This is a genomic window from Lysinibacillus sp. 1 U-2021, assembly GCF_029916965.1.
Lineage (GTDB): Bacteria > Bacillota > Bacilli > Bacillales_A > Planococcaceae > Lysinibacillus > Lysinibacillus capsici.
The window spans coordinates 4733411-4753290 of record NZ_CP123966.1; the positions used below are offsets into that span (position 1 = coordinate 4733411).

The window sequence follows — 19880 nt, forward strand, 5'->3', positions numbered from 1 at the left end:
AAAAGCAGGGGCTATTATTTTCTACCCGAAAGCGGAGTGGAACGTAGCGGCAGGGGCTGACGAAGTGAAGTGGAACGCAACGAAGTCCTCTCCCCTGAAAAGCAGGGGCTATTATTTTCTACCCGAAAGCGAAGTGTAACGTAGCGGCAGGGGTGACGAAGTGAAGTGGAACGCAACGAAGTCCTCTCTCCTGAAAAGCAGGGGCTATTATTTTCTACCCGAAAGCGGAGTGGAACGTAGCGGCAGGGGCTGACGAAGTGAAGTGGAACGCAACGAAGTCCTCTCACTTGAAAATTGATCTACATAAAAAAACAGGCCGTGTGTCCACTGCCTGCTTTTTAAACTTGTAAAGCTTTATTTACTTCATCACGCACTTCGAAAATATCAAACGGTTTTGTAAAGTAACGAATGGCTCCTAATTCTAACGCTTCTTGCACAACATCCAATTCTCCGTATGCTGTCATCATAAAAACAGGCAGCTTCGGAAACTTCTTTTTTAAACGTCTCAAAATTTCAATACCATCCATTCCTGGAATTTTCATGTCCAGTAAAACACAATCCATCTCTTGTTCGTCTGCATACTTTAATGCTTCTGAACCATTCGCTGCTAAATATGTAATATATCCTTCCTTTTTCAGCACTTCATTTAAAAGTAAACGAATTCCCTGCTGATCATCGACAATTAGTAATCGTTTCACATCGCATTCCGCCCTTTTTTGTTTTATTCTTACACAAAAACTTTCTTTATTATGTATAATTCTCCTTTTTCAGCTTAATACCTTCTAGTATTATAAATTATCTGCTTTTGCTTTCTGCCTTTTACCCCCTATAATATGAATAGAGGTGGGAACATGTCAAAAATTCTAACAACACAATTAAGTGGATTATTACAAAGAATTATACAAAATGAAGAAGATGCTATCGAGGAAACAGCAAGGTTATTAGCACAAGCCGCAATCGGCGAAGGAAATGTCTATTTTGCTTGCTTTGGAGAAATGCAGGTTGTGGCATTAAATGCACTTCAAGCAGTCGAACCCTTTAGCAAGTTAGCACCTTGGACTACAGACACAAGCTTAACAGAAGCTGATCGGGTTTGCATTTTTACTCGTAGTGCATATGATGAGGAAGCACTCGTCTTAGCACAAAAATTAAATACTCAATTTATTCCCTTTGCTGCTATAGCTAGTGAAGCAGCTAATGTAGAGAACCCTCTTGCAGATTTAGCCTATACGTATGTTTCTACACGCATTAAAGGCGGTTTAATACCAAATGATCTAGGTCAACGTATTGTTGTACCACATGCACTTGCAGGACTCTTTGTATATGAAGCTGTCAAAATTGCTTATGATGAAATGCTTGGGTTGGATGAAGAAGAATTGTAGTCATCAAATTAAAAAGAGTTGTCTCGTATATAACGAGACAACTCTTTTTAATTATTTAAATGTTGAGCCGATAAAATCGCGGAACAATGGTTGTGGACGATTTGGACGTGACACTAGCTCTGGGTGGAATTGACATGCTACAAAGAAATTGTTTTCTGGTAGCTCAATAATTTCAACCAATTTGCCATCAGGACTTGTACCTGAGAAGACAAGGCCAGCTGCTTCCATTGCCTCACGATATTCATTGTTAAATTCATAGCGGTGACGATGACGCTCATAAACAAGCTCTTTACCATAGGCTTGGCTAGCTTTTGAACCATCCTTTAATTTACATGGGTATAAACCTAAACGTAAAGTACCACCGATATCTACAGTATCATTTTGATCTGGTAGGAAGTCGATAATTGGATACTCCGTATTTGCATCAAGCTCTGTAGAATGAGCACCTTTTAGGCCAAGTACATTACGTGCAAATTCTACTGTTGCTAATTGCATACCTAAACAAATGCCTAGGAAAGGAACATTATTTTCACGTGCATATTGTGTTGCTAAGATTTTACCTTCAACACCACGATCACCAAAGCCGCCTGGTACTAAAATAGCGTCAGCACCTTTTAATAGAGAGGCCACATTGTTAGCATCAACGTGTTCTGCATTAATCCAGTCAATTTCAATATCAGAATTAAATGCATATCCAGCATGCTTTAATGCCTCAACTACAGAAATGTACGCATCTTGTAGTTCTACGTATTTCCCTACTAATGCTACCTTTCTTTTATTTGGTAAGTTCTTCACTTTTTCTACAAGGTCACGCCATTCTTCCATATCTGCTTCTGGAGCTTCCATACCAAAATGATCCAAAACGATATCATCGATATCTTGCGCATGTAGGTTTAATGGTACTTCATATAAATGCTCAGCATCACGAGATTCAATAATTTCATGTGGTTGAACATCACAGAATAATGCTAATTTCTCTTTCATCTCTTGTGGTACTTCTTGTTCAGTACGAACTACGATAATATTTGGCTGAATACCTAAAGAGCGTAATTCTTTAACAGAATGCTGTGTAGGTTTTGTTTTAAGTTCACCAGCTGCTTTAATATAGGGAATAAGTGTACAGTGAATATACATTACATTGTTATGCCCTAAATTTGTTTTCATTTGGCGAATGGCTTCTAGGAATGGTAATGATTCAATATCACCTACTGTTCCACCAACTTCTGTGATCACAACGTCTGCATTTGTTTCACGACCAGCACGTTGGATACGATCTTTGATTTCGTTTGTAATATGAGGAATTACTTGGACTGTTCCACCATTATAATCTCCACGACGTTCTTTCTGTAATACAGATTGGTAAACACGACCTGAAGTTACTGTAGAATGTTTCCCTAGGTTAATATCAATAAAACGTTCATAGTGTCCTAAGTCTAAATCAGCCTCAGCACCATCATCTGTTACAAAAACCTCACCATGTTGATAAGGACTCATCGTACCTGGGTCAATATTGATATATGGGTCAAATTTTTGAATCGTCACTTCTAACCCACGATTTTTTAATAAACGGCCTAAAGATGCTGCAACAATCCCTTTTCCAAGTGATGATACAACCCCACCTGTTACAAAAATATACTTCGTCATGAATAAATTCCTCCTTATGATGTTCTAAAATATTAGTGCGTTTAGGGGGGATCAGAACCATTTACATTCTAATACCCTAAAAAAAGAAAAGCCGAGAATGTCTACACAATGTAGTCGATTCGAAGCTGTAATCGGTTCTATCTCTTTTCCACTTTCCTTTAAACCATAAAACTCTAATAACTATTCAGTCACCTTTTACTATACATCATGAATAATTAAAAACATTTATATTCATATCGATATTAAAAGTATGGGAGAACTAAAATGATTAAAGTTAAAAACAAAAAAACGCTCCTCCTGCATAGGTTTGCAGGGGGAGCGTATTATATACACGGTCTTTCTCCTTCTTTTAAGGAGCCCAAGTAAAAGATTAAACGTAACCGTGATAGAAGTCAAGATTTTTTGCTTCTAGCTTAAAAGAAAGAAAATTCTAAGAGTACTGTATTAAATCTCTTCCTCTTCTTCTTCAAATTCTTCTTCCTCTTCATCAATAAACTCTTCATCGATTTCTTCATCAATTTCTTCTAAATCTTCATCGTCAAAGTCAATATCTTCTTTATCATCTTCTTCTTCATCAAGTTCTTCTTCATCAATGAACTCTTCAAAGTCTTCATCAAAGTCGATATCTTCTTCATCTAAGTCTACCTCTTCATCAAGATCTTCATCATCAAAGGCAGCTTTAGATTTTTTCTTTTGAGTCTTAACAGAAGGAGCTGTTTCTTCTTCGATTTGCTCTACTTTAAACCATTCACGTAAGCCCCAGCCTGCTTCTTGATTATATAAGAAGCGACCATCAATATTGATATCTGTATAAAATTGTAACAGACGGGATTTCATTTCTGCATCACTATAGCCCACAAGCTCTTGAATTAATTTTAATAAATCATTAAAAGACACTGAGGCACGTTTTTCATTTAAAATTGCATAAGCTAAGTTAATTAACGATTCTTCTGTTAATTGTTCCTTTGTCATTTCACGAAAATTCAATTCGTGCACTTCCTTTCCCTCATCACAATGGACGTTTTAAAATTACATGGTGCTTTATTCTCCAAGCGCAGCAAAAAAGGCCACGCAAAAGGTTCTTTCCATACAATAAGCATAATACCCATTATATACAAAGTTTTAGCCCCTTTGCTAGCTTCAATTACTGTTTTTTATATTACGCATTTTTTTTATTCCAAGATAAAACAAATAGACAGATAATAGTAGTAAAGGAATAGCGCCAATTTGCTTATTATACAGGAAAAAGGCTCCCAATACTAAAGCTAATATAATTATGTAGTGAATAGCTGATTTCATCCTCTACTGCGCCTCCCCTTTTTTTACATTTCTATTATAACGAAAATAAAAAGAAGTGCCTAATCTTAAGACTAGACACTAGAAATTAGAGAAGCAGGATACTTGAAATAGAAAACAAGAAGTTTTGATCAACCTTGCTTACATATTACGTCGATATTGTCCGCCAACTTCATATAAAGCTTTTGTAATTTGCCCTAAACTTGCTACTTTTACTGACTCCATCAGCTCAGCAAAAATATTACCATTATTGACAGCCACTTCTTGTAGACGTGCAATTGCAGCTTCACTTTCCTCTTCATGTGCTTTCCAAAAAGCTTGTAAATTTTGAATTTGCGTCTCTTTTTCTTCTGTAGATGCACGTGCAATTTCCATATTATCTATATCAGCATCTGAAGGTGGATTTGGGTTCAAGTAAGTATTAACACCAATGATTGGTAACTCTCCTGAATGTTTTAACATTTCGTAGTACATAGATTCTTCTTGAATTTTACCACGTTGGTATTGTGTTTCCATAGCACCTAACACACCGCCACGATCATTGATACGATCAAACTCTTCAAGAACCGCTTCTTCCACAAGATCTGTTAATTCTTCAACAATAAACGCACCTTGTAGTGGGTTTTCATTTTTTGCTAGACCATGCTCTTTTGTAATAATCATTTGAATTGCCATAGCACGTCTTACAGATTCCTCCGTAGGTGTAGTAATGGCCTCATCGTAGGCATTTGTATGCAATGAGTTACAGTTATCTTGTAATGCCATTAAAGCCTGTAATGTTGTACGAATATCATTAAAATCAATCTCTTGTGCATGTAAACTACGCCCAGACGTTTGAATATGATACTTTAGCTTTTGAGCGCGCTCATTAGCACCGTATTTATCACGCATTACAATAGCCCAAATACGTCGTGCCACACGGCCGATTACTGTATACTCTGGATCTAGTCCATTTGAGAAGAAGAATGATAAATTTGGTGCAAAGTCATTAATATTCATGCCACGACTTAAATAATACTCTACATACGTAAAGCCATTAGCTAAGGTGAAGGCTAATTGGGAAATAGGGTTTGCTCCAGCTTCCGCAATATGATAACCAGAAATGGAAACAGAATAATAGTTACGTACTTTATGGTCTATAAAGTATTGCTGAATATCGCCCATCATACGCAAAGCAAACTCTGTTGAGAAAATGCATGTATTCTGGCCCTGATCTTCTTTTAAAATATCAGCTTGTACTGTTCCACGTACGACTTGCAATGTTTTTTCACGTGTCTCGGTAAACTCTTCAACTGTCAAAGTTCGTCCTAGCTCTTGCTCACGTAATTGGACTTGTTGATCGATTGCTGTATTCATAAACATTGCTAAAATAATAGGTGCTGGTCCATTAATAGTCATTGATACAGATGTAGACGGTGCACATAAATCAAAGCCTGCGTAAAGTTTTTTCATATCTTCTAGTGTACAGATCGATACACCTGATTCTCCAACCTTACCGTAAATATCTGGACGGTAATCTGGGTCTTCCCCATACAAGGTTACAGAATCAAATGCTGTAGATAAACGTTTTGCATCATCATCTTTGGATAAATAATGGAAGCGTTTATTTGTACGTTCTGGTGTGCCTTCGCCAGCAAATTGACGCTTCGGATCTTCACCCTCACGTTTGAATTGGAATACACCCGCCGTATATGGGAATTCGCCAGGAACATTTTCTTTATAAACCCAACGCAAGATTTCCCCATAGTCTTCAAACTTCGGTAATGCTACTTTTGGAATTTTCGTGCCAGAAAGACTAGTTGTTTTTAAGATGGTACGAATTTCTTTATCGCGAACTTTAGTCACAAACTCATCGCCAGCATACGCTTCTTTTAATGCCTGCCAATTATCCAATATACGCTTGGATTCTGCTGTTAATTCATCTCTAACACCTTCTGCTAAAGAAGTAAGCGATGCCACAAGCACATCATCTGGCGCTTTTTCTTGGACAGCTGCAATAGCACCTTCTAATTGGAATAGTCGACGCGCAAATGCCACCTGCTGCTCAGTTTTTTTATGATAGCCACGGACAGTGTCCGTAATCTCACGTAAATAATAACGGCGATCGTTTGGAATGATAACATCTTGCTTTTGCGTTTTCGCAAATTGCTCATAGCTTGTTTCCCAATTAAAACCTGTTTTTTCGTTAATTATTTTAACGAGGGCGGCGAATAACGCATTTGTGCCTTTGTCATTAAATTGGCTAGCTATTGTACCGTAGACTGGCATGTTATCAAGTGATTCATCCCAAAGCTCGCGGGAACGTTGATATTGTTTTTGTACTTGTCGAAGGGCGTCCTCTGAGCCTTTTCGCTCAAATTTATTGATCGCAATAACATCTGCAAAGTCAATCATATCAATTTTCTCAAGTTGTGTAGGTGCACCGAATTCGCTTGTCATGACATACATAGATAGATCCGTGTATTTTGTAATTTCGGCATCACCTTGACCGATTCCACTTGTTTCTACGATGATTAAGTCATAACCTGCTACACGTACTACATCTAGCACATCACCAATTGATGCAGATAATTCTGTACGTGAGCCACGTGTTGCTAAACTACGCATATAAACACGGTTATTAAAAATAGCGTTCATGCGAATACGATCCCCAAGCAATGCTCCACCCGTTTTTTGCTTTGTTGGATCGACTGATAGAATGGCTACACGTTTATCTGGGAATTCTTTTAGGAAGCGGCGAATCAGTTCATCCGTTAAGGATGATTTCCCTGCACCACCTGTTCCCGTAATCCCCATTACAGGCGTACCTTTTGAAAGCTTTCTTGCCTCTGCTAGCATTTCTTTCGTAGCTTCATCGTCATTTGACTCAGCTGCTGTTATTAGATTGGCTAAAATTTCAGGTGTCTCTGTCGTTAAAGCCTTTAATTTCTCTAAATAATTACCTGTTGCAGTCGGGAAATCTGTTCCTTTAATTTGCTCATTAATCATTCCCTGTAGCCCTAAAACACGGCCATCCTCTGGTGAGAATATCCCTGCAATGCCATACGTATGAAGCTCTTTAATTTCACGAGGTAAAATAACTCCTCCACCACCGCCATAAATTTTAATATGTGGTGCTCCTTTTTCACGCAGTAAATCATACATATATTTAAAGTATTCCATATGTCCGCCTTGATAGGAAGAAACAGCAATCCCTTGAGCATCTTCTTGTATCGCAGCATTCACGACTTCTTCAACAGAGCGGTTATGACCTAGATGTATTACTTCTACACCGCTCGATTGTAAAATGCGTCGCATAATATTGACTGAAGCATCATGTCCATCAAAAAGACTCGATGCTGTCACAAAACGTACGTGATTTTTTGGACGATATACTTCTACCTTTGTCATATGAAATCCCCACTTTCTCCCCTTTTTGAATAAAAAAAGCCAGCAATTGCAATATCGCTATATGCAATTGCCGACAAACCCCTTACAAAATATTAAAACCCCTTTATGCCTGAAATGAACAAGGTGATTTGCATGTCAATGAATTCGTCAATAGAATGCTGACGATGTAAAGCCCATTTGCGAAACGCCCAGCTTTGTCCTGAAACAACTAAGTTATTGGCTGCTAAATGGATTTGCTTATCTGTCATAGTTAGTTCGCCAGACTGCACACATCGCTGTAACAAGCGTTCAAATGTGGCAACCATTTCAAACTCTTTACTAAAAACATAGCGTTGTGCTTCTTTTGACAATGATTTTGTTTCTTGATACATGATTGTTAGCTCATCAACCATACTATCGATTTGCAGGAAGTATTCCCGAATCATTTCTTTTAACTCATCAATTGTTCCTGCTTTAACCTCATAACTTGAAAGACGCTCCATTGCATGGTGATAGATACTGTCACAAACAAGGTATAAAACATCTTCTTTCGTTCGGATGTATTCATACAAAGTACCGATACTAAAGCCAGCAGCTTTTGCAATCTCTCTCGTCGTGGCACGGTGAAAGCCCTTTTCTTTAAATAGCTTAATAGCTCCTTGGATCATTTGTTCACGACGAATGGCGATTAGATTTTCATCTTTTACGGTTGACTGTACTTGGGGCCTTTTATCTTTATCAGTCATCAATTATTTCGTTAGCATACGCGAGATAACAAGACGTTGAATCTCCTGCGTACCTTCGTAAATTTGTGTAATTTTAGCATCACGCATAAAGCGCTCTACAGGGTAATCTTTTGTATAACCATAGCCACCAAATACTTGAACCGCCTCTGTCGTCACACTCATCGCTGTATCGCCAGCCATTAATTTCGCCATTGCAGATGCCTTACCATATGGTAGGTTATTAGATTCTAACCATGCCGCTTGGTATGTAAGTAGTCGAGAAGCCTCAATTTGAGTTGCCATATCGGCTAATTTAAAGGAGATGCCTTGATTTGCAGTGATCGGTTTACCAAATTGCACACGTTCTTTGGCATAGTCAACTGCTGCATCGAGTGCTCCTTGTGCAATTCCTACTGCTTGAGCCGCAATACCATTACGTCCACCATCTAGTGTCGTCATAGCAATCTTAAAGCCTTCTCCTTCAGCCCCTAATAGATTTTCCTTTGGAACACGACAGTTATCAAAAATAATCTCTGTTGTTGGAGATGAACGAATTCCTAATTTCTTTTCTTTCTTCCCTACAGAGAAACCTTCAAATCCAGCTTCCACGATAAATGCGGATGTGCCATGTTTTGCTTCTGGATCTGTTACTGCAAATACAATATATGTATCTGCTACTCCACCGTTCGTAATAAAGATTTTTGAGCCATTTAAAATATAATCATCGCCATCACGTTTTGCATAAGTTTTCATGCCACCCGCATCAGAGCCAGAGCCTGGTTCTGTTAAACCATATGCACCAATATGTTTGCCTTCAGCCATTGGACGAAGGTATTTTTGTTTTTGCTCTTCTGTACCGAACTTGTAGAGTGGCCAACCTGCCAGTGAAGTATGTGCAGATAAAGTTACCCCAGTCGAAGCACAAACACGTGAAAGTTCCTCAACAGCTATGACATATGCAAGGTAATCAAATCCTGCACCACCATATTCCTCAGGCCATGGAATACCAGTAAGCCCAAGCTCCGCCATTTTGTCGAAAATCGCACGGTCAAATTCTTCATTTTCGTCACGTTCAGCAGCTGTTGGCGCCACTTCATTTATAGCAAAATCACGAATCATTTCACGTAATTGTTCATGCTCTTCTGTTAACTGAAAGTTCATTGTCCATTTCCCCTTTTTAGTTAGACTCTGTTTTGTGTTACCTGATTATTGTTAGTTTGGATTAGGAAGATTTGCCTTATTTCAGAGCAGTTCTACACCCTCTAGAAACGTTTTCCCCTCACTCTGGAACGGTTCCCATCGCTTTATTTCAGGCTTTATTTCAGTAAATGTTTACTAATGACTAGTCGTTGAATTTCACTTGTACCTTCATAGATTTCTGTCACCTTTGCATCGCGGAAATAGCGCTCTACTGGATAATCCTCCGTATAGCCGTAGCCGCCAAATATTTGAACAGCCTCTATTGCCGTTTGTACCGCTGTTCGTGATGAGAAAAGTTTAGCCATTGAAGCTTCTGCTCCACATGGTAAACCTTTTGCACGTAAATCAGCTGCACGATAGACTAACAGTTTTGCAGATTCAACAGCCGTTGCCATATCCGCAAGCTTAAAGCCAATACCTTGTTGTGCGGCAATCGGCTTGCCAAATTGAATGCGTTCTTTAGCATAAGCAGCAGACGCCTCTAGTGCCGCCTCAGCAATTCCTAACGCCTGTGCAGCAATGCCGATTCGTCCAACATCTAAATTGGCCATCGCAATTTTAAAGCCTTCTCCCTCTTCCCCAAGTAGGTTGTCGGCTGGAATGCGACAATTATCGAATGTCAGCTGAACTGTACGTGAGCCGTGCAAGCCCATCTTATGCTCATCTTTTCCGATGATTAAACCAGATGTTCCCTTTTCAACAATAAATGCTGAGATACCCTTTGTTTTTTCAGCTGGGTTAGTAGATGCGAATACAATATACACATCAGCTTCTCCACCATTTGTAATAAATACTTTGGAGCCGTTAATCACATATTCATCGCCATCACGCACTGCCTTTGACTGTAAAGAGCCAGCGTCTGAGCCTGCACTTGGTTCTGTTAAACAAAATGCGCCTAAATATTCGCCTGTTGCAAGCTTTGGTACATAACGTTTCTTTTGTTCGTCATTTCCAAAGTAAATAATTGGATTCGTTCCAACTGAAGTATGGACGGATAAAATAACACCCATTACAGCGCTTACTTTTGATAGTTCATTAATCGCAATAATATAAGATGTAAAATCCATGCCAGAGCCACCTAAGTCTTCTGGAGTCGTAATCCCCATTAAGCCAAGTTCACCCATTTGCTGTAGAAGCTCACGTGGAAATTCTCCCGCTTCCATTCGCTCCACCCATGGTTGAATTTTTTCCTGAGCAAATTGACGAACCATATCGCGCATCATAATTTGCTCATCTGTAAATTGCAAATGCATCTATAATGTCACCCCTCTAAGTTGTCCCGAAACATCTAAATAACCCCATCCCCATAGGATTATTCGTAAACGTAAAAACCTCTTCCTGATTTCTTACCTAGCCAGCCAGCTGCAACGTATTTACGTAGCAGTGGGCAAGGGCGATATTTACTGTCTCCAAGACCCTCATGTAAAATTTCCATGATGTAAAGACAAGTATCTAAACCAATGAAGTCTGCCAATGTTAATGGCCCCATCGGATGATTCATACCAAGCTTCATCACATCATCAATTGCTTCTTTTGTCGCCACACCTTCGTAAAGTGCATAAATCGCTTCATTAATCATCGGTAGTAGGATTCGGTTTGAAATAAATCCTGGGAAATCATTCACTTCTACTGGTGTTTTCGATAATTTAACCGTCATCTCTTCGACAGCTTTGTACACTTCATCTGTTGTTGCTAAACCTCGAATGATTTCAACAAGTTTCATAACTGGTACAGGGTTCATAAAATGCATACCAATTACTTGCTCTGGACGCTTTGTTACTGCTGCAATTTCTGTAATAGGCAGTGAAGATGTATTCGTAGCTAAAATAGCATGTGCTGGCGCAATGCCATCAAGTTGCTTAAAGATGGATTGCTTAATTTCCATATTTTCCACAGCGGCTTCAATGATAATATCTACATCACTAGCATCTTGTAAATCTAGCGACATACTAATTCGACTTAGAACAGCAGCCTTCTCATCTTCAGTTTTACGACCCTTTTCTACATCACGTGATAAATTTTTCGTAATAACCCCTAATCCACGCTCGAAAAATTCTTGTTTGATATCGTTCAATTTCACATCAAAGCCTGCTTGTGCACAAACTTGGGCAATACCAGAGCCCATTTGCCCTGCACCAATGACCATTACCTTTTGAATTCCCATTAGTTCAGTCCCCCTGTTTTTGGTACTTCAATCATAATTGCATCACCTTGGCCGCCGCCTGAACAAATTGCGGCAATGCCAATGCCACCGCCACGACGCTTCAATTCCTGTGCAAGTGTTAATATTATACGTGCACCAGATGCCCCAATCGGATGACCTAAAGCAACTGCACCGCCATTAACATTCACTTTTTCTGCATCTAAATCTGCCAACTGCTTGCTGACTAAAGCTACCGCTGCAAAGGCTTCATTGATTTCAATTAAATCAATATCTGCTAATGATTTGTTAGTCTTTTTCAGTAATTTATTAATAACAAGACCTGGTGTTTGCGGGAAGTTTTCTGGCTCAAGCGCAAGTTCTTCGTGACCAATGATTACTGCCAATGGTTCTCTACCTTCACGTTTTGCACGTTCTTCACTCATAACGACAAGTGCACATGCACCGTCGTTAACCCCAGGTGCATTACCTGCTGTAATCGTGCCATCCTTGTCAAAGGCTGGTTTTAGCTTCGCCAGTACTTCCAAAGACGTCCCTGCTCTTGGTGCCTCATCTGTATCAACAATAAGTGGTGCACCTTTTCGTTGAGGAATCTCCACTGGTACGATTTCTTCAGCGAAGTAACCTTTTTCAATTGCGGCTAACGCGCGTTCATGACTGCGTACTGACCAAGTGTCCTGTTCTTCTCGGCTTAGCGAGAACTCTTTAGCTGTTGCATTACCATAGCTACCCATATGTGGTCTTGCTTTATCGAAAGCACATGTTAAGCCGTCATATAGCATGCCATCTACCATTGTAGAATCTCCCATACGCAACCCATTTCGACCATTCAGAAGATAATATGGTGCATTGGACATAGATTCCATGCCACCCGCAATAATCACTTCTTCGTCCCCTAAACGAATCAATTGATCTGCTAATGTCACCGCACGCATCCCTGAAGCACAAACTTTATTGATTGTTTCTGTTTTTACTGCTGTTGGTAAATTTGCCTTCAGCGCAGCCTGTCGAGAAGGAATTTGCCCCTGTCCCCCTTGTAAAACAGAACCTAAAATTACCTCATCCACTTGCTCAGGAGCAAGATTTGCCTTCTCTAATGCCCCTTTAATGGCAATCGCACCTAAATCACTTGCATGTAATGCTGATAATGAACCGCCAAATTTACCAAACGCTGTTCTTGCTCCTGCTAAAATTACAGCTCTATTCAAGTAAAACACCCCTTTTGTTTTACGTTCTCGATGAAGCTGCAAAGCATTATTGACTGAACGCTCGCTCGACTTCTATCGAGGAAAAATGGGAGTTTACTATCTCAACTCCCATTCCCATTTAATCTTATTCTACAAAACAATTTTTTATTGTGCAATTTATATTTTTCAGATAACTAAAATATTTCTGCAATAGCAATCATTTTTCTGCGTTCGCTTCCGTATTCTTGTCTTGTTGAACATTTTCTATAGACGCCACCACTTCCTCGTATGTTTCTTCTGTTTCTTCGGAAGAAGGATTAACTGCCTTTACTTTTTCACCAAACACCGAACGTTCTAGTAATTCTGCAACATCAAATGTTCCAATAGAGTCTTCAACCTCTTTAGCCTTTGTACCATCCTCTAGCATTGTTAGGCAGTAAGGACAGCCTGATGAAATAACTGATGCATTTGTTGCAAGAGCCTGTTCTGTTCGCGCTACGTTAATGCGATTTCCTACATGTTCTTCCATCCACATTAATCCACCACCAGCTCCACAGCACATCGCTGTTTCACGGTTACGTTCCATTTCAACAAGCTTCACGCCAGGGATTCCTCGAAGAATTTCACGTGGGGCATCGTACACATCATTGTAGCGGCCTAAATAACAGGAATCATGGAAAACAATTGTTTCATGAACCTCATAGTTTAGCGCTAGACGATTTTCCTCAATCAACTGATTTAATAACTCAGTGTGATGATACACTTCACCTTTCCAGCCAAAGTCTTGATATTCATTTTTAAAGATATTGTAGGCGTGAGGATCGATTGTTACAATTTTCTTCACGTCATTTTTCTCAAACTCATCAATATTGGCTGTAGCTAGCTCTTGGAATAAGAATTCATTCCCTAAACGGCGAGGTGTATCCCCAGAGTTTTTCTCTTTATTACCTAAGATTGCAAACTTCACACCAGCTTCGTTTAATAGACGACAGAATGCTAAAGCGATTTTTTGAGAGCGATTGTCGAAAGCTCCCATCGAACCAACCCAGAATAAATACTCCATTTCCTCGCCAGATTTTTTCAGCTCTTTTACAGTTGGGATTTGGATTGTTGGATCTAGATCACGCCAATTTTCTTTTTCCTTGCGGTTCAAGCCCCAAGGATTACCTTGTCGTTCGATATTCGTCATTGCACGTTGAGCATCGGGATTTACTTTCCCTTCAGTCATTGTTAGATAACGACGTAGATCAATAATTTTATCAACATGCTCATTCATTACAGGGCATTGATCCTCACAGTTACGACATGTCGTACAAGCCCAAATTTCCTCTTCTGTAATGACATCGCCAATTAAAGATGGGCTGTAGATATCCTCAATTACAGCACCTTCAGCACCAGCTGCCATTGCAAGCTGGTTACCCTTTGTATTGGCAAAGAATTGATAAGGCACCCATGGTTTTTGTTTTGTTACGACTGCGCCCGTAAATGTTAAATGGTCACGCAATTTTACGATTAAATCCATAGGAGACAGCATTTTTCCTGTTCCTGTTGCTGGACACATGTTTGTACAACGTCCACATTCTACACAAGAATAGAGATCAAGCATTTGCTTTTGTGTGAAGTCCTGTATGCGTCCTACCCCAATAGAAGGCATATCCTCTTCGCTTTCAGCATTTTCTCCAGCTTCTTCTAAGGCCTCAAAATCAATTGGTGTTAATGTACCCGTACGATCTAAACGATTCATGTAAACATTAAGTGGACTGACAATTAAGTGGAAATGTTTAGACTGCGGTACGTATACCAGGAATGTTAATAGAATTAAAAGATGTGCCCACCACATTACATAAAACACACCAGCGGCCACAGATGTAGGTAGGAAGCCAAAAATGGCAGCTATACTTGAAGCAACTGGCTCCGTATAAGTTAATCCCTCACCATGCCAAATTAATCCCATACCATTAGCGATTAATGTAGATACCATTAAGCCACCAATGAAAATTAATACAAGGCCGTTTTTCCATCCTCGTTTTAGACGTACTAGCTTTTCAACATAGCGGCGGTAAAATGCCCACACTACCGCGATTAAAATCATTAAAACTACTAGCTCTTGGAAGAATGTAAAGACACCATAGAAAATGCCTAGTGGCAGATGTGACTCAGGTGCTAGTCCTTTCCAAATTAAATCAATGGCCCCTAACTGTACCATCAAAAATCCATAGAAAAACATAACATGTATTAAACCACTCTTTGGATCCTTTAATAGCTTATTTTGACCAAATACATTGACCATAATATAACGAAGTCGTTCTTTAACACTTTCATCAAACTCAACCTTTTTCCCCAATTGCACATACTTATAGCGTGTTTTCAACAGGTAGAAGAACAATCCTACTGCATAAAGCACAACCACGACTGTTAAGACAATGTTAGCAATTAATAATGGACTCATGGTTGGTCCCCCCTTTAGTTTGTCGTAATTTTCTCTCTTTGTGACGAATTTGCTAGTTCATACAGAAATGTACTTCACTTTATCATTATATTCCTATTCTAATAAATGAGTGAGCATTCAGTCAACATAAAACGGAAATATTTCTGATAATTTTATATTCTTACATTTTACAAGAAAAAAAGCCACCCTGAATTTTTTCAAAGTAGCATTTTTTTACTTTCCTTAACTATTTTACTTAGTAGGATGTCGCATATTCAGTAGACATTTGAACATCTGCTAAAATTGCACACAAACTATACCACCCCGTAGCTTAATACCTGGCAATTTACTTTTTGTACAAAAACATTTTTTACATCAAACTTTATTTTTTAAAAACATTCCCACTGCGAATATATTCAACATCTGCTACGTTTAAGCGAGCATTTACAACACGTGCAGCTGCAAATAAATAATCCGATAAGCGATTTAAATATTTTTGAACAACCTTGGGTACATCTTCAACTTCTTTCATAAGTGTCACCATTTCACGCTCCGCTCGACGTGCAACCGTGCGTGCAATGTGTAAAGTCGCCGCTGCTGGTGCACCTCCTGGTAAAATAAAACGTTGTAAAGGTGGCGCTTCATCTGATAAAGCATCTATACGGGCTTCAAGTACTTCAATCGGTTGCTCTGTTAATTTATAATGACGCTCTTTCATCACATTAGCAAGGTCCCCACCAGCATCGAACAGCTCATGCTGAATTGTCTCTAGGTCTGTTAAAATATCCTTGAAAAGCGCTTGATCTAATTCACTTACAGCCTTTCCAATAAAGGAATTTAATTCATCAATTGCCCCATATGTTTCCACACGTAAACTATCTTTATCAACCCGTCCTCCAATTAGACTTGTTTTCCCCGTATCGCCTGTTTTCGTGTAAAGCTTCATTTCTCTCATCTCCTAAAAATGGTTTTTATAATTCCTAATCGCCTGAACTGTTGTTTCATAGACACCCTTTGCAATCATTTTACCAACTTCCGTAATTGGGCCACCATACAGCATTTCTACTCCTTTTTGAGTTGCAGCAATTAACAGACTATCTGTAGCAGTACCTGTTGCAATTGTTCCACTCCGCTCATCACGAATATTTTCTGATTGCAACGCCTTTGTTTTTGCCTCAGTTGCTGTCATCAATGCCTGAAAAAATGCCTCTTCCGATAAACAACCATTAACGATAACCCATGTATTAATAGTACCAATATATGGATCATCTTGTCTTTCGTGTACTCGAGATACATCAACTGCATTGCCTACGCCAGCTGTTACAGCTACGATTATACTGCCAAAAGGTGCTGAAAATTCATTGATGGCCACTAGAGCTGTTGGTACTGCTGTTAGCATAACAACAGTATTTGTAGATGAAAAATTTTCCCTTTTCAAAAATTCTTTAACTTCTCGTTTCACATCGCTAATGACATAATCACCAGGAACTGAGCGATTTAATAAGCAATTATGCCAGCCAATGCCTGGGTTATGAACTGCAGAAGATACGGTCTTCAGAGGAAGCTCTGATTGAAGTTGGATATATTGTTCAGTTATCGTAAAGTGCTCTTTTTTGATGACAGCTCGCTGCTGATAGTCTGTAGCTGCGGGCATCATTGTAATTTGAGGTTTTGGTATTTCAGGGTGAGCATATGTAGTCACCCGTGCTTGATAAACTTCTTCAATTTGGGAGGCAATTAATACTTCATGTGGTGCACCAAGTGCTCTCATTTGTCCGCTTTCCATCAGCAATAATTCATCACAATAAAGAGAGGCTAAATTCATATCGTGTAGTACCATAACGACTGTTAAACCACACTCCATGGCTTCCTTCCGAACCATATCTAAAATTTGACGTTGGTGGGCAATATCAAGATGGTTCGTTGGTTCATCCAGCAGTAAGATTTCAGCTGTTTGAGCTAATGCCTGTGCAACAAAAACTCTTTGTTGTTCACCGCCAGATAAAAATTCCATCGGTGTATGCTCATATCGCTTTACACCTGTTTGAAGCATTGCATGTTGAACTGCCTTCTCATCTTGTGCAGACCAACTCGAGAAAAAGCCTGTTTGATGCGGGTAGCGCCCCAGTGAAACTGCCTCTCTCACACTGTTCGAGAAAGCATTTGCATGAAGCTGTGGTAATACAGCCATTTTTTTTGCCAAAGCACGAGCATGATAAGAAAGAATATTTTGTCCATCAATCGAAACGGTTCCAGCAGTAGCTGGTAAAATACCACTCATTACTTTTAATAATGTGGATTTCCCGCTACCATTCGGCCCTAGAATGCCAAGAATTTTTCCTTTTTCAACAGTAAAACTAATGTCCCTGACGATTGGTACATCTTCATAGCCACCTGATAGATGTTCAACAACAATCATGCCCGTACCCCCTTGCTTCTTCGCTGCTTATAAAAAATATAGGAGAAAACAGGTGCTCCAATAAATGCCGTAATGACACCAATTGGTAGCTCTCTTGGCACAATGATTGTTCGTGCTACTAAGTCACAAATAATGAGTAATGTTGCACCATTGAAAAAAGATAATGGTAATAAGTGGCGATGATCAGAACCCCAAATCATCCTTGTCATATGCGGCACCACTAACCCTACAAAGCCAATTGTGCCAGAAACTGCTACAGCTGCTCCAGTTAGCATGGAGCCACCTGCTAATATCAAATATTTACTGCGCTTTACATTAACACCTAAATGTTTTGCTCGCTCTTCACCATACAACAAGACATTTAATTCTCGTCTTTGTGTCCATAACATTATTGAACCTACAATCACAAATGGAATGATCATTTGGACATATGGCCAACCACGCATCGAAACAGAACCAAGTAGCCAGCCTATTACCTGACGTAATTCTTCACCAGATAAGGCAATCATTAATGAAATGAGGGAACCTAAAAATGAACTAAAAATAACACCTGTTAATATCAACGTTTCCATTTTTAATGAGCGGTCTACGAGTCTAGCAAAGCTCATAACAACTACCATCGTAATGATAGCACCAATCATACTAAAGGTTGGCAGCGCATACAAACCGACAACAGGTATAGAAATACTAAAAAAGATCGTTAAAACAGCACCAACAGAAGCCCCTGATGAAACCCCTAGTGTATATGGATCAGCTAATGGATTTTTTAATAAACCTTGGAAAGCTGCTCCAGCAATAGCTAGAGATGCGCCTACTAGTCCCGCTAATAACACGCGAGGCAAACGAATTTTCCAAAAGATATTGGCGGCTGTTTCATCAACCGCCTTATTCCACAATACTTCTAATGGAATATGAACCGAGCCTATCGCTACGCCACACCAGATGCTAATAAGAAGAAGCGTACATGTTAATGTATAGGCTAGTGCTATTTTTTTCACTTAAATACCTCAGGATAGATTGCTTTTGCTAATTCTTCTAGACCTTCAGCTAAACGTGGCCCTTGACGACTTGTCGTACTTTCATCTACCTGCACAATCGCATTATTTTTTACGGCATTAATCGTATCAAAGCCCGCACGTTTTGGTATTTTCGTTAAAATATCTGGTACATAATGATATGTCACCACGATGACATCTGGATTTTTTGCGATAATTTGTTCTGCATCAATTTTATACCAATTATCGCCATCTACAGCTACATTCTCTGCATTAATCATTTCAAGCATCGCGTTCATAAATGTACCATTGCCAGCTGTATAAATATCTGGCTCATCTGATGCTTCAACTAACACTTTTTTGGGTTCAACATCCTTGACTTTAGACAAAACTTCTTCTACTTTTGCCTTCATATTCGCGACAATTTTTTCTGCCTCTGGTAATTTCCCTGTAGCACGTCCCAGTTGCTCAATTGTTGTATATGTTTCATTAAAGTCTTGTGCATTTTTTACAACAAATACTTTCAAACCTGCTGATTCAAGCTGTGCAATAGCCTCTTCTGAAAGAGACATGCTAGATTCGTGTGAAAAAACGATATCTGGTTTTAAGGCAATAATTTTTTCAATATCGTATTCCATACCGCCAACCTTATCCTTCTCAGCTGCCTCTGGCGGATAATCGTCGTTGTCCGTAACACCAACTATTTCATCATTTAAACCTAGTCCAAAAAGGATTTCCGTATTACTCGGAATAAGTGAAACAATTTTCTCAGGAGGTGCTTCAAGTGTAATGTCCTTACCAAGGGCATCTGTTATCGTCATTGGGAATGTTGCTTCATCCACCTGGGCTGTTTCTTGCTGTGTTTGCTGCTCGTTAGATGGCTTGTTATCTTTTGCTTCCTGCCCACAAGCAGCTAGCAAGCCTACTGCTAAAAATGCTGATAATCCTATTTTCCAAAATTTCTTCATGTGAATCCTCCTTCGTTGATCCGTGCGACATTTCGCTTTATTCTACATCAAAATAAAACCCCTCATCTTTGATCGATGAGGGGGCAAAATCGCACCAAAAAAACTG

General features: G+C 39.3%; 15 protein-coding genes. 1 reads left to right on the forward strand and 14 read right to left on the reverse strand.

Going from position 1 to position 19880, the window contains the following annotated elements; translation table 11 throughout:
* Positions 1-338 precede the first annotated feature (338 nt).
* A complete protein-coding gene (locus QH639_RS25065; protein ID WP_004269444.1) occupies positions 339-698 on the reverse strand; it encodes a response regulator in 360 nt (119 codons plus the stop codon).
* 153 nt (positions 699-851) lie between these two features.
* Here QH639_RS25065 and QH639_RS25070 point away from each other — a divergent pair, with 153 nt between their 5' ends.
* Entirely contained in the window at positions 852-1382 is a 531-nt protein-coding gene (locus QH639_RS25070; protein WP_131520782.1) for a DUF2529 family protein, read from the forward strand.
* A 51-nt stretch (positions 1383-1433) separates the two neighbouring features.
* Here the strand turns inward: QH639_RS25070 and QH639_RS25075 are convergent, their stop codons facing one another.
* The 13 genes from QH639_RS25075 to QH639_RS25135 form a co-directional block, all read right to left on the reverse strand.
* Positions 1434-3026 (reverse strand): CTP synthase, encoded by a 1593-nt coding sequence (locus tag QH639_RS25075; protein ID WP_048393729.1) that lies wholly within the window; start codon positions 3024-3026, stop codon positions 1434-1436.
* A 444-nt stretch (positions 3027-3470) separates the two neighbouring features.
* A complete protein-coding gene (gene rpoE, locus QH639_RS25080; RefSeq protein WP_131520781.1) occupies positions 3471-4013 on the reverse strand; it encodes a DNA-directed RNA polymerase subunit delta in 543 nt (180 codons plus the stop codon).
* A gap of 450 nt (positions 4014-4463) precedes the next feature.
* Positions 4464-7712 carry a fused isobutyryl-CoA mutase/GTPase IcmF gene (gene icmF, locus QH639_RS25085; protein WP_131520780.1) on the reverse strand — a complete coding sequence of 1083 codons (3249 nt, stop codon included), beginning with the start codon at positions 7710-7712 and terminating at the stop codon, positions 4464-4466.
* A 92-nt stretch (positions 7713-7804) separates the two neighbouring features.
* Entirely contained in the window at positions 7805-8437 is a 633-nt protein-coding gene (locus QH639_RS25090) for a TetR/AcrR family transcriptional regulator (RefSeq protein WP_131520779.1), read from the reverse strand.
* A 3-nt stretch (positions 8438-8440) separates the two neighbouring features.
* Positions 8441-9577, reverse strand: coding sequence for an acyl-CoA dehydrogenase (locus tag QH639_RS25095; RefSeq protein WP_016993589.1), 1137 nt, complete (start codon positions 9575-9577; stop codon positions 8441-8443).
* A gap of 155 nt (positions 9578-9732) precedes the next feature.
* Positions 9733-10869: an acyl-CoA dehydrogenase gene (locus tag QH639_RS25100; protein WP_131520778.1), complete on the reverse strand. Its 1137-nt coding sequence runs from the start codon at positions 10867-10869 to the stop codon at positions 9733-9735.
* A gap of 59 nt (positions 10870-10928) precedes the next feature.
* The gene (locus QH639_RS25105) at positions 10929-11780 is read right to left on the reverse strand and encodes a 3-hydroxybutyryl-CoA dehydrogenase (protein WP_004269435.1); all 852 of its coding nucleotides are present in this window, start codon (positions 11778-11780) and stop codon (positions 10929-10931) included.
* Entirely contained in the window at positions 11780-12985 is a 1206-nt protein-coding gene (locus tag QH639_RS25110; protein WP_281115410.1) for an acetyl-CoA C-acetyltransferase, read from the reverse strand. Before QH639_RS25110 ends, QH639_RS25105 begins: the two co-directional genes overlap by 1 nt.
* A gap of 196 nt (positions 12986-13181) precedes the next feature.
* Complete coding sequence (locus QH639_RS25115) at positions 13182-15413, reverse strand: heterodisulfide reductase-related iron-sulfur binding cluster (protein ID WP_281115411.1); 2232 nt, start codon at positions 15411-15413, stop codon at positions 13182-13184.
* Between the two features lie 361 nt (positions 15414-15774).
* The gene (locus QH639_RS25120) at positions 15775-16338 is read right to left on the reverse strand and encodes a cob(I)yrinic acid a,c-diamide adenosyltransferase (RefSeq protein WP_004231536.1); all 564 of its coding nucleotides are present in this window, start codon (positions 16336-16338) and stop codon (positions 15775-15777) included.
* Positions 16339-16350: 12 nt separating this feature from the next.
* Complete coding sequence (locus QH639_RS25125; RefSeq protein ID WP_131520775.1) at positions 16351-17811, reverse strand: adenosylcobinamide amidohydrolase; 1461 nt, start codon at positions 17809-17811, stop codon at positions 16351-16353.
* A complete protein-coding gene (locus QH639_RS25130; RefSeq protein WP_004231533.1) occupies positions 17808-18809 on the reverse strand; it encodes a FecCD family ABC transporter permease in 1002 nt (333 codons plus the stop codon). Before QH639_RS25130 ends, QH639_RS25125 begins: the two co-directional genes overlap by 4 nt.
* Complete coding sequence (locus QH639_RS25135) at positions 18806-19774, reverse strand: ABC transporter substrate-binding protein (protein WP_066036949.1); 969 nt, start codon at positions 19772-19774, stop codon at positions 18806-18808. The genes QH639_RS25130 and QH639_RS25135 overlap by 4 nt, the downstream gene beginning before the upstream one ends.
* Between the last annotated feature and the right edge of the window lie 106 nt (positions 19775-19880).

Bases quoted from the DNA above. Each gene is read 5' to 3' on its own strand.
- QH639_RS25070 (WP_131520782.1), top strand. From the start codon at position 852: ATGTCAAAAATTCTAACAACACAATTAAGTGGATTATTACAAAGAATT.
- QH639_RS25075 (WP_048393729.1), bottom strand. From the start codon at position 3,026: ATGACGAAGTATATTTTTGTAACAGGTGGGGTTGTATCATCACTTGGA.
- icmF (WP_131520780.1), bottom strand. From the start codon at position 7,712: ATGACAAAGGTAGAAGTATATCGTCCAAAAAATCACGTACGTTTTGTG.
- QH639_RS25090 (WP_131520779.1), bottom strand. From the start codon at position 8,437: ATGACTGATAAAGATAAAAGGCCCCAAGTACAGTCAACCGTAAAAGAT.
- QH639_RS25095 (WP_016993589.1), bottom strand. From the start codon at position 9,577: ATGAACTTTCAGTTAACAGAAGAGCATGAACAATTACGTGAAATGATT.
- QH639_RS25100 (WP_131520778.1), bottom strand. From the start codon at position 10,869: ATGCATTTGCAATTTACAGATGAGCAAATTATGATGCGCGATATGGTT.
- QH639_RS25105 (WP_004269435.1), bottom strand. From the start codon at position 11,780: ATGGGAATTCAAAAGGTAATGGTCATTGGTGCAGGGCAAATGGGCTCT.
- QH639_RS25115 (WP_281115411.1), bottom strand. From the start codon at position 15,413: ATGAGTCCATTATTAATTGCTAACATTGTCTTAACAGTCGTGGTTGTG.
- QH639_RS25120 (WP_004231536.1), bottom strand. From the start codon at position 16,338: ATGAAGCTTTACACGAAAACAGGCGATACGGGGAAAACAAGTCTAATT.
- QH639_RS25125 (WP_131520775.1), bottom strand. From the start codon at position 17,811: ATGATTGTTGTTGAACATCTATCAGGTGGCTATGAAGATGTACCAATC.
- QH639_RS25135 (WP_066036949.1), bottom strand. From the start codon at position 19,774: ATGAAGAAATTTTGGAAAATAGGATTATCAGCATTTTTAGCAGTAGGC.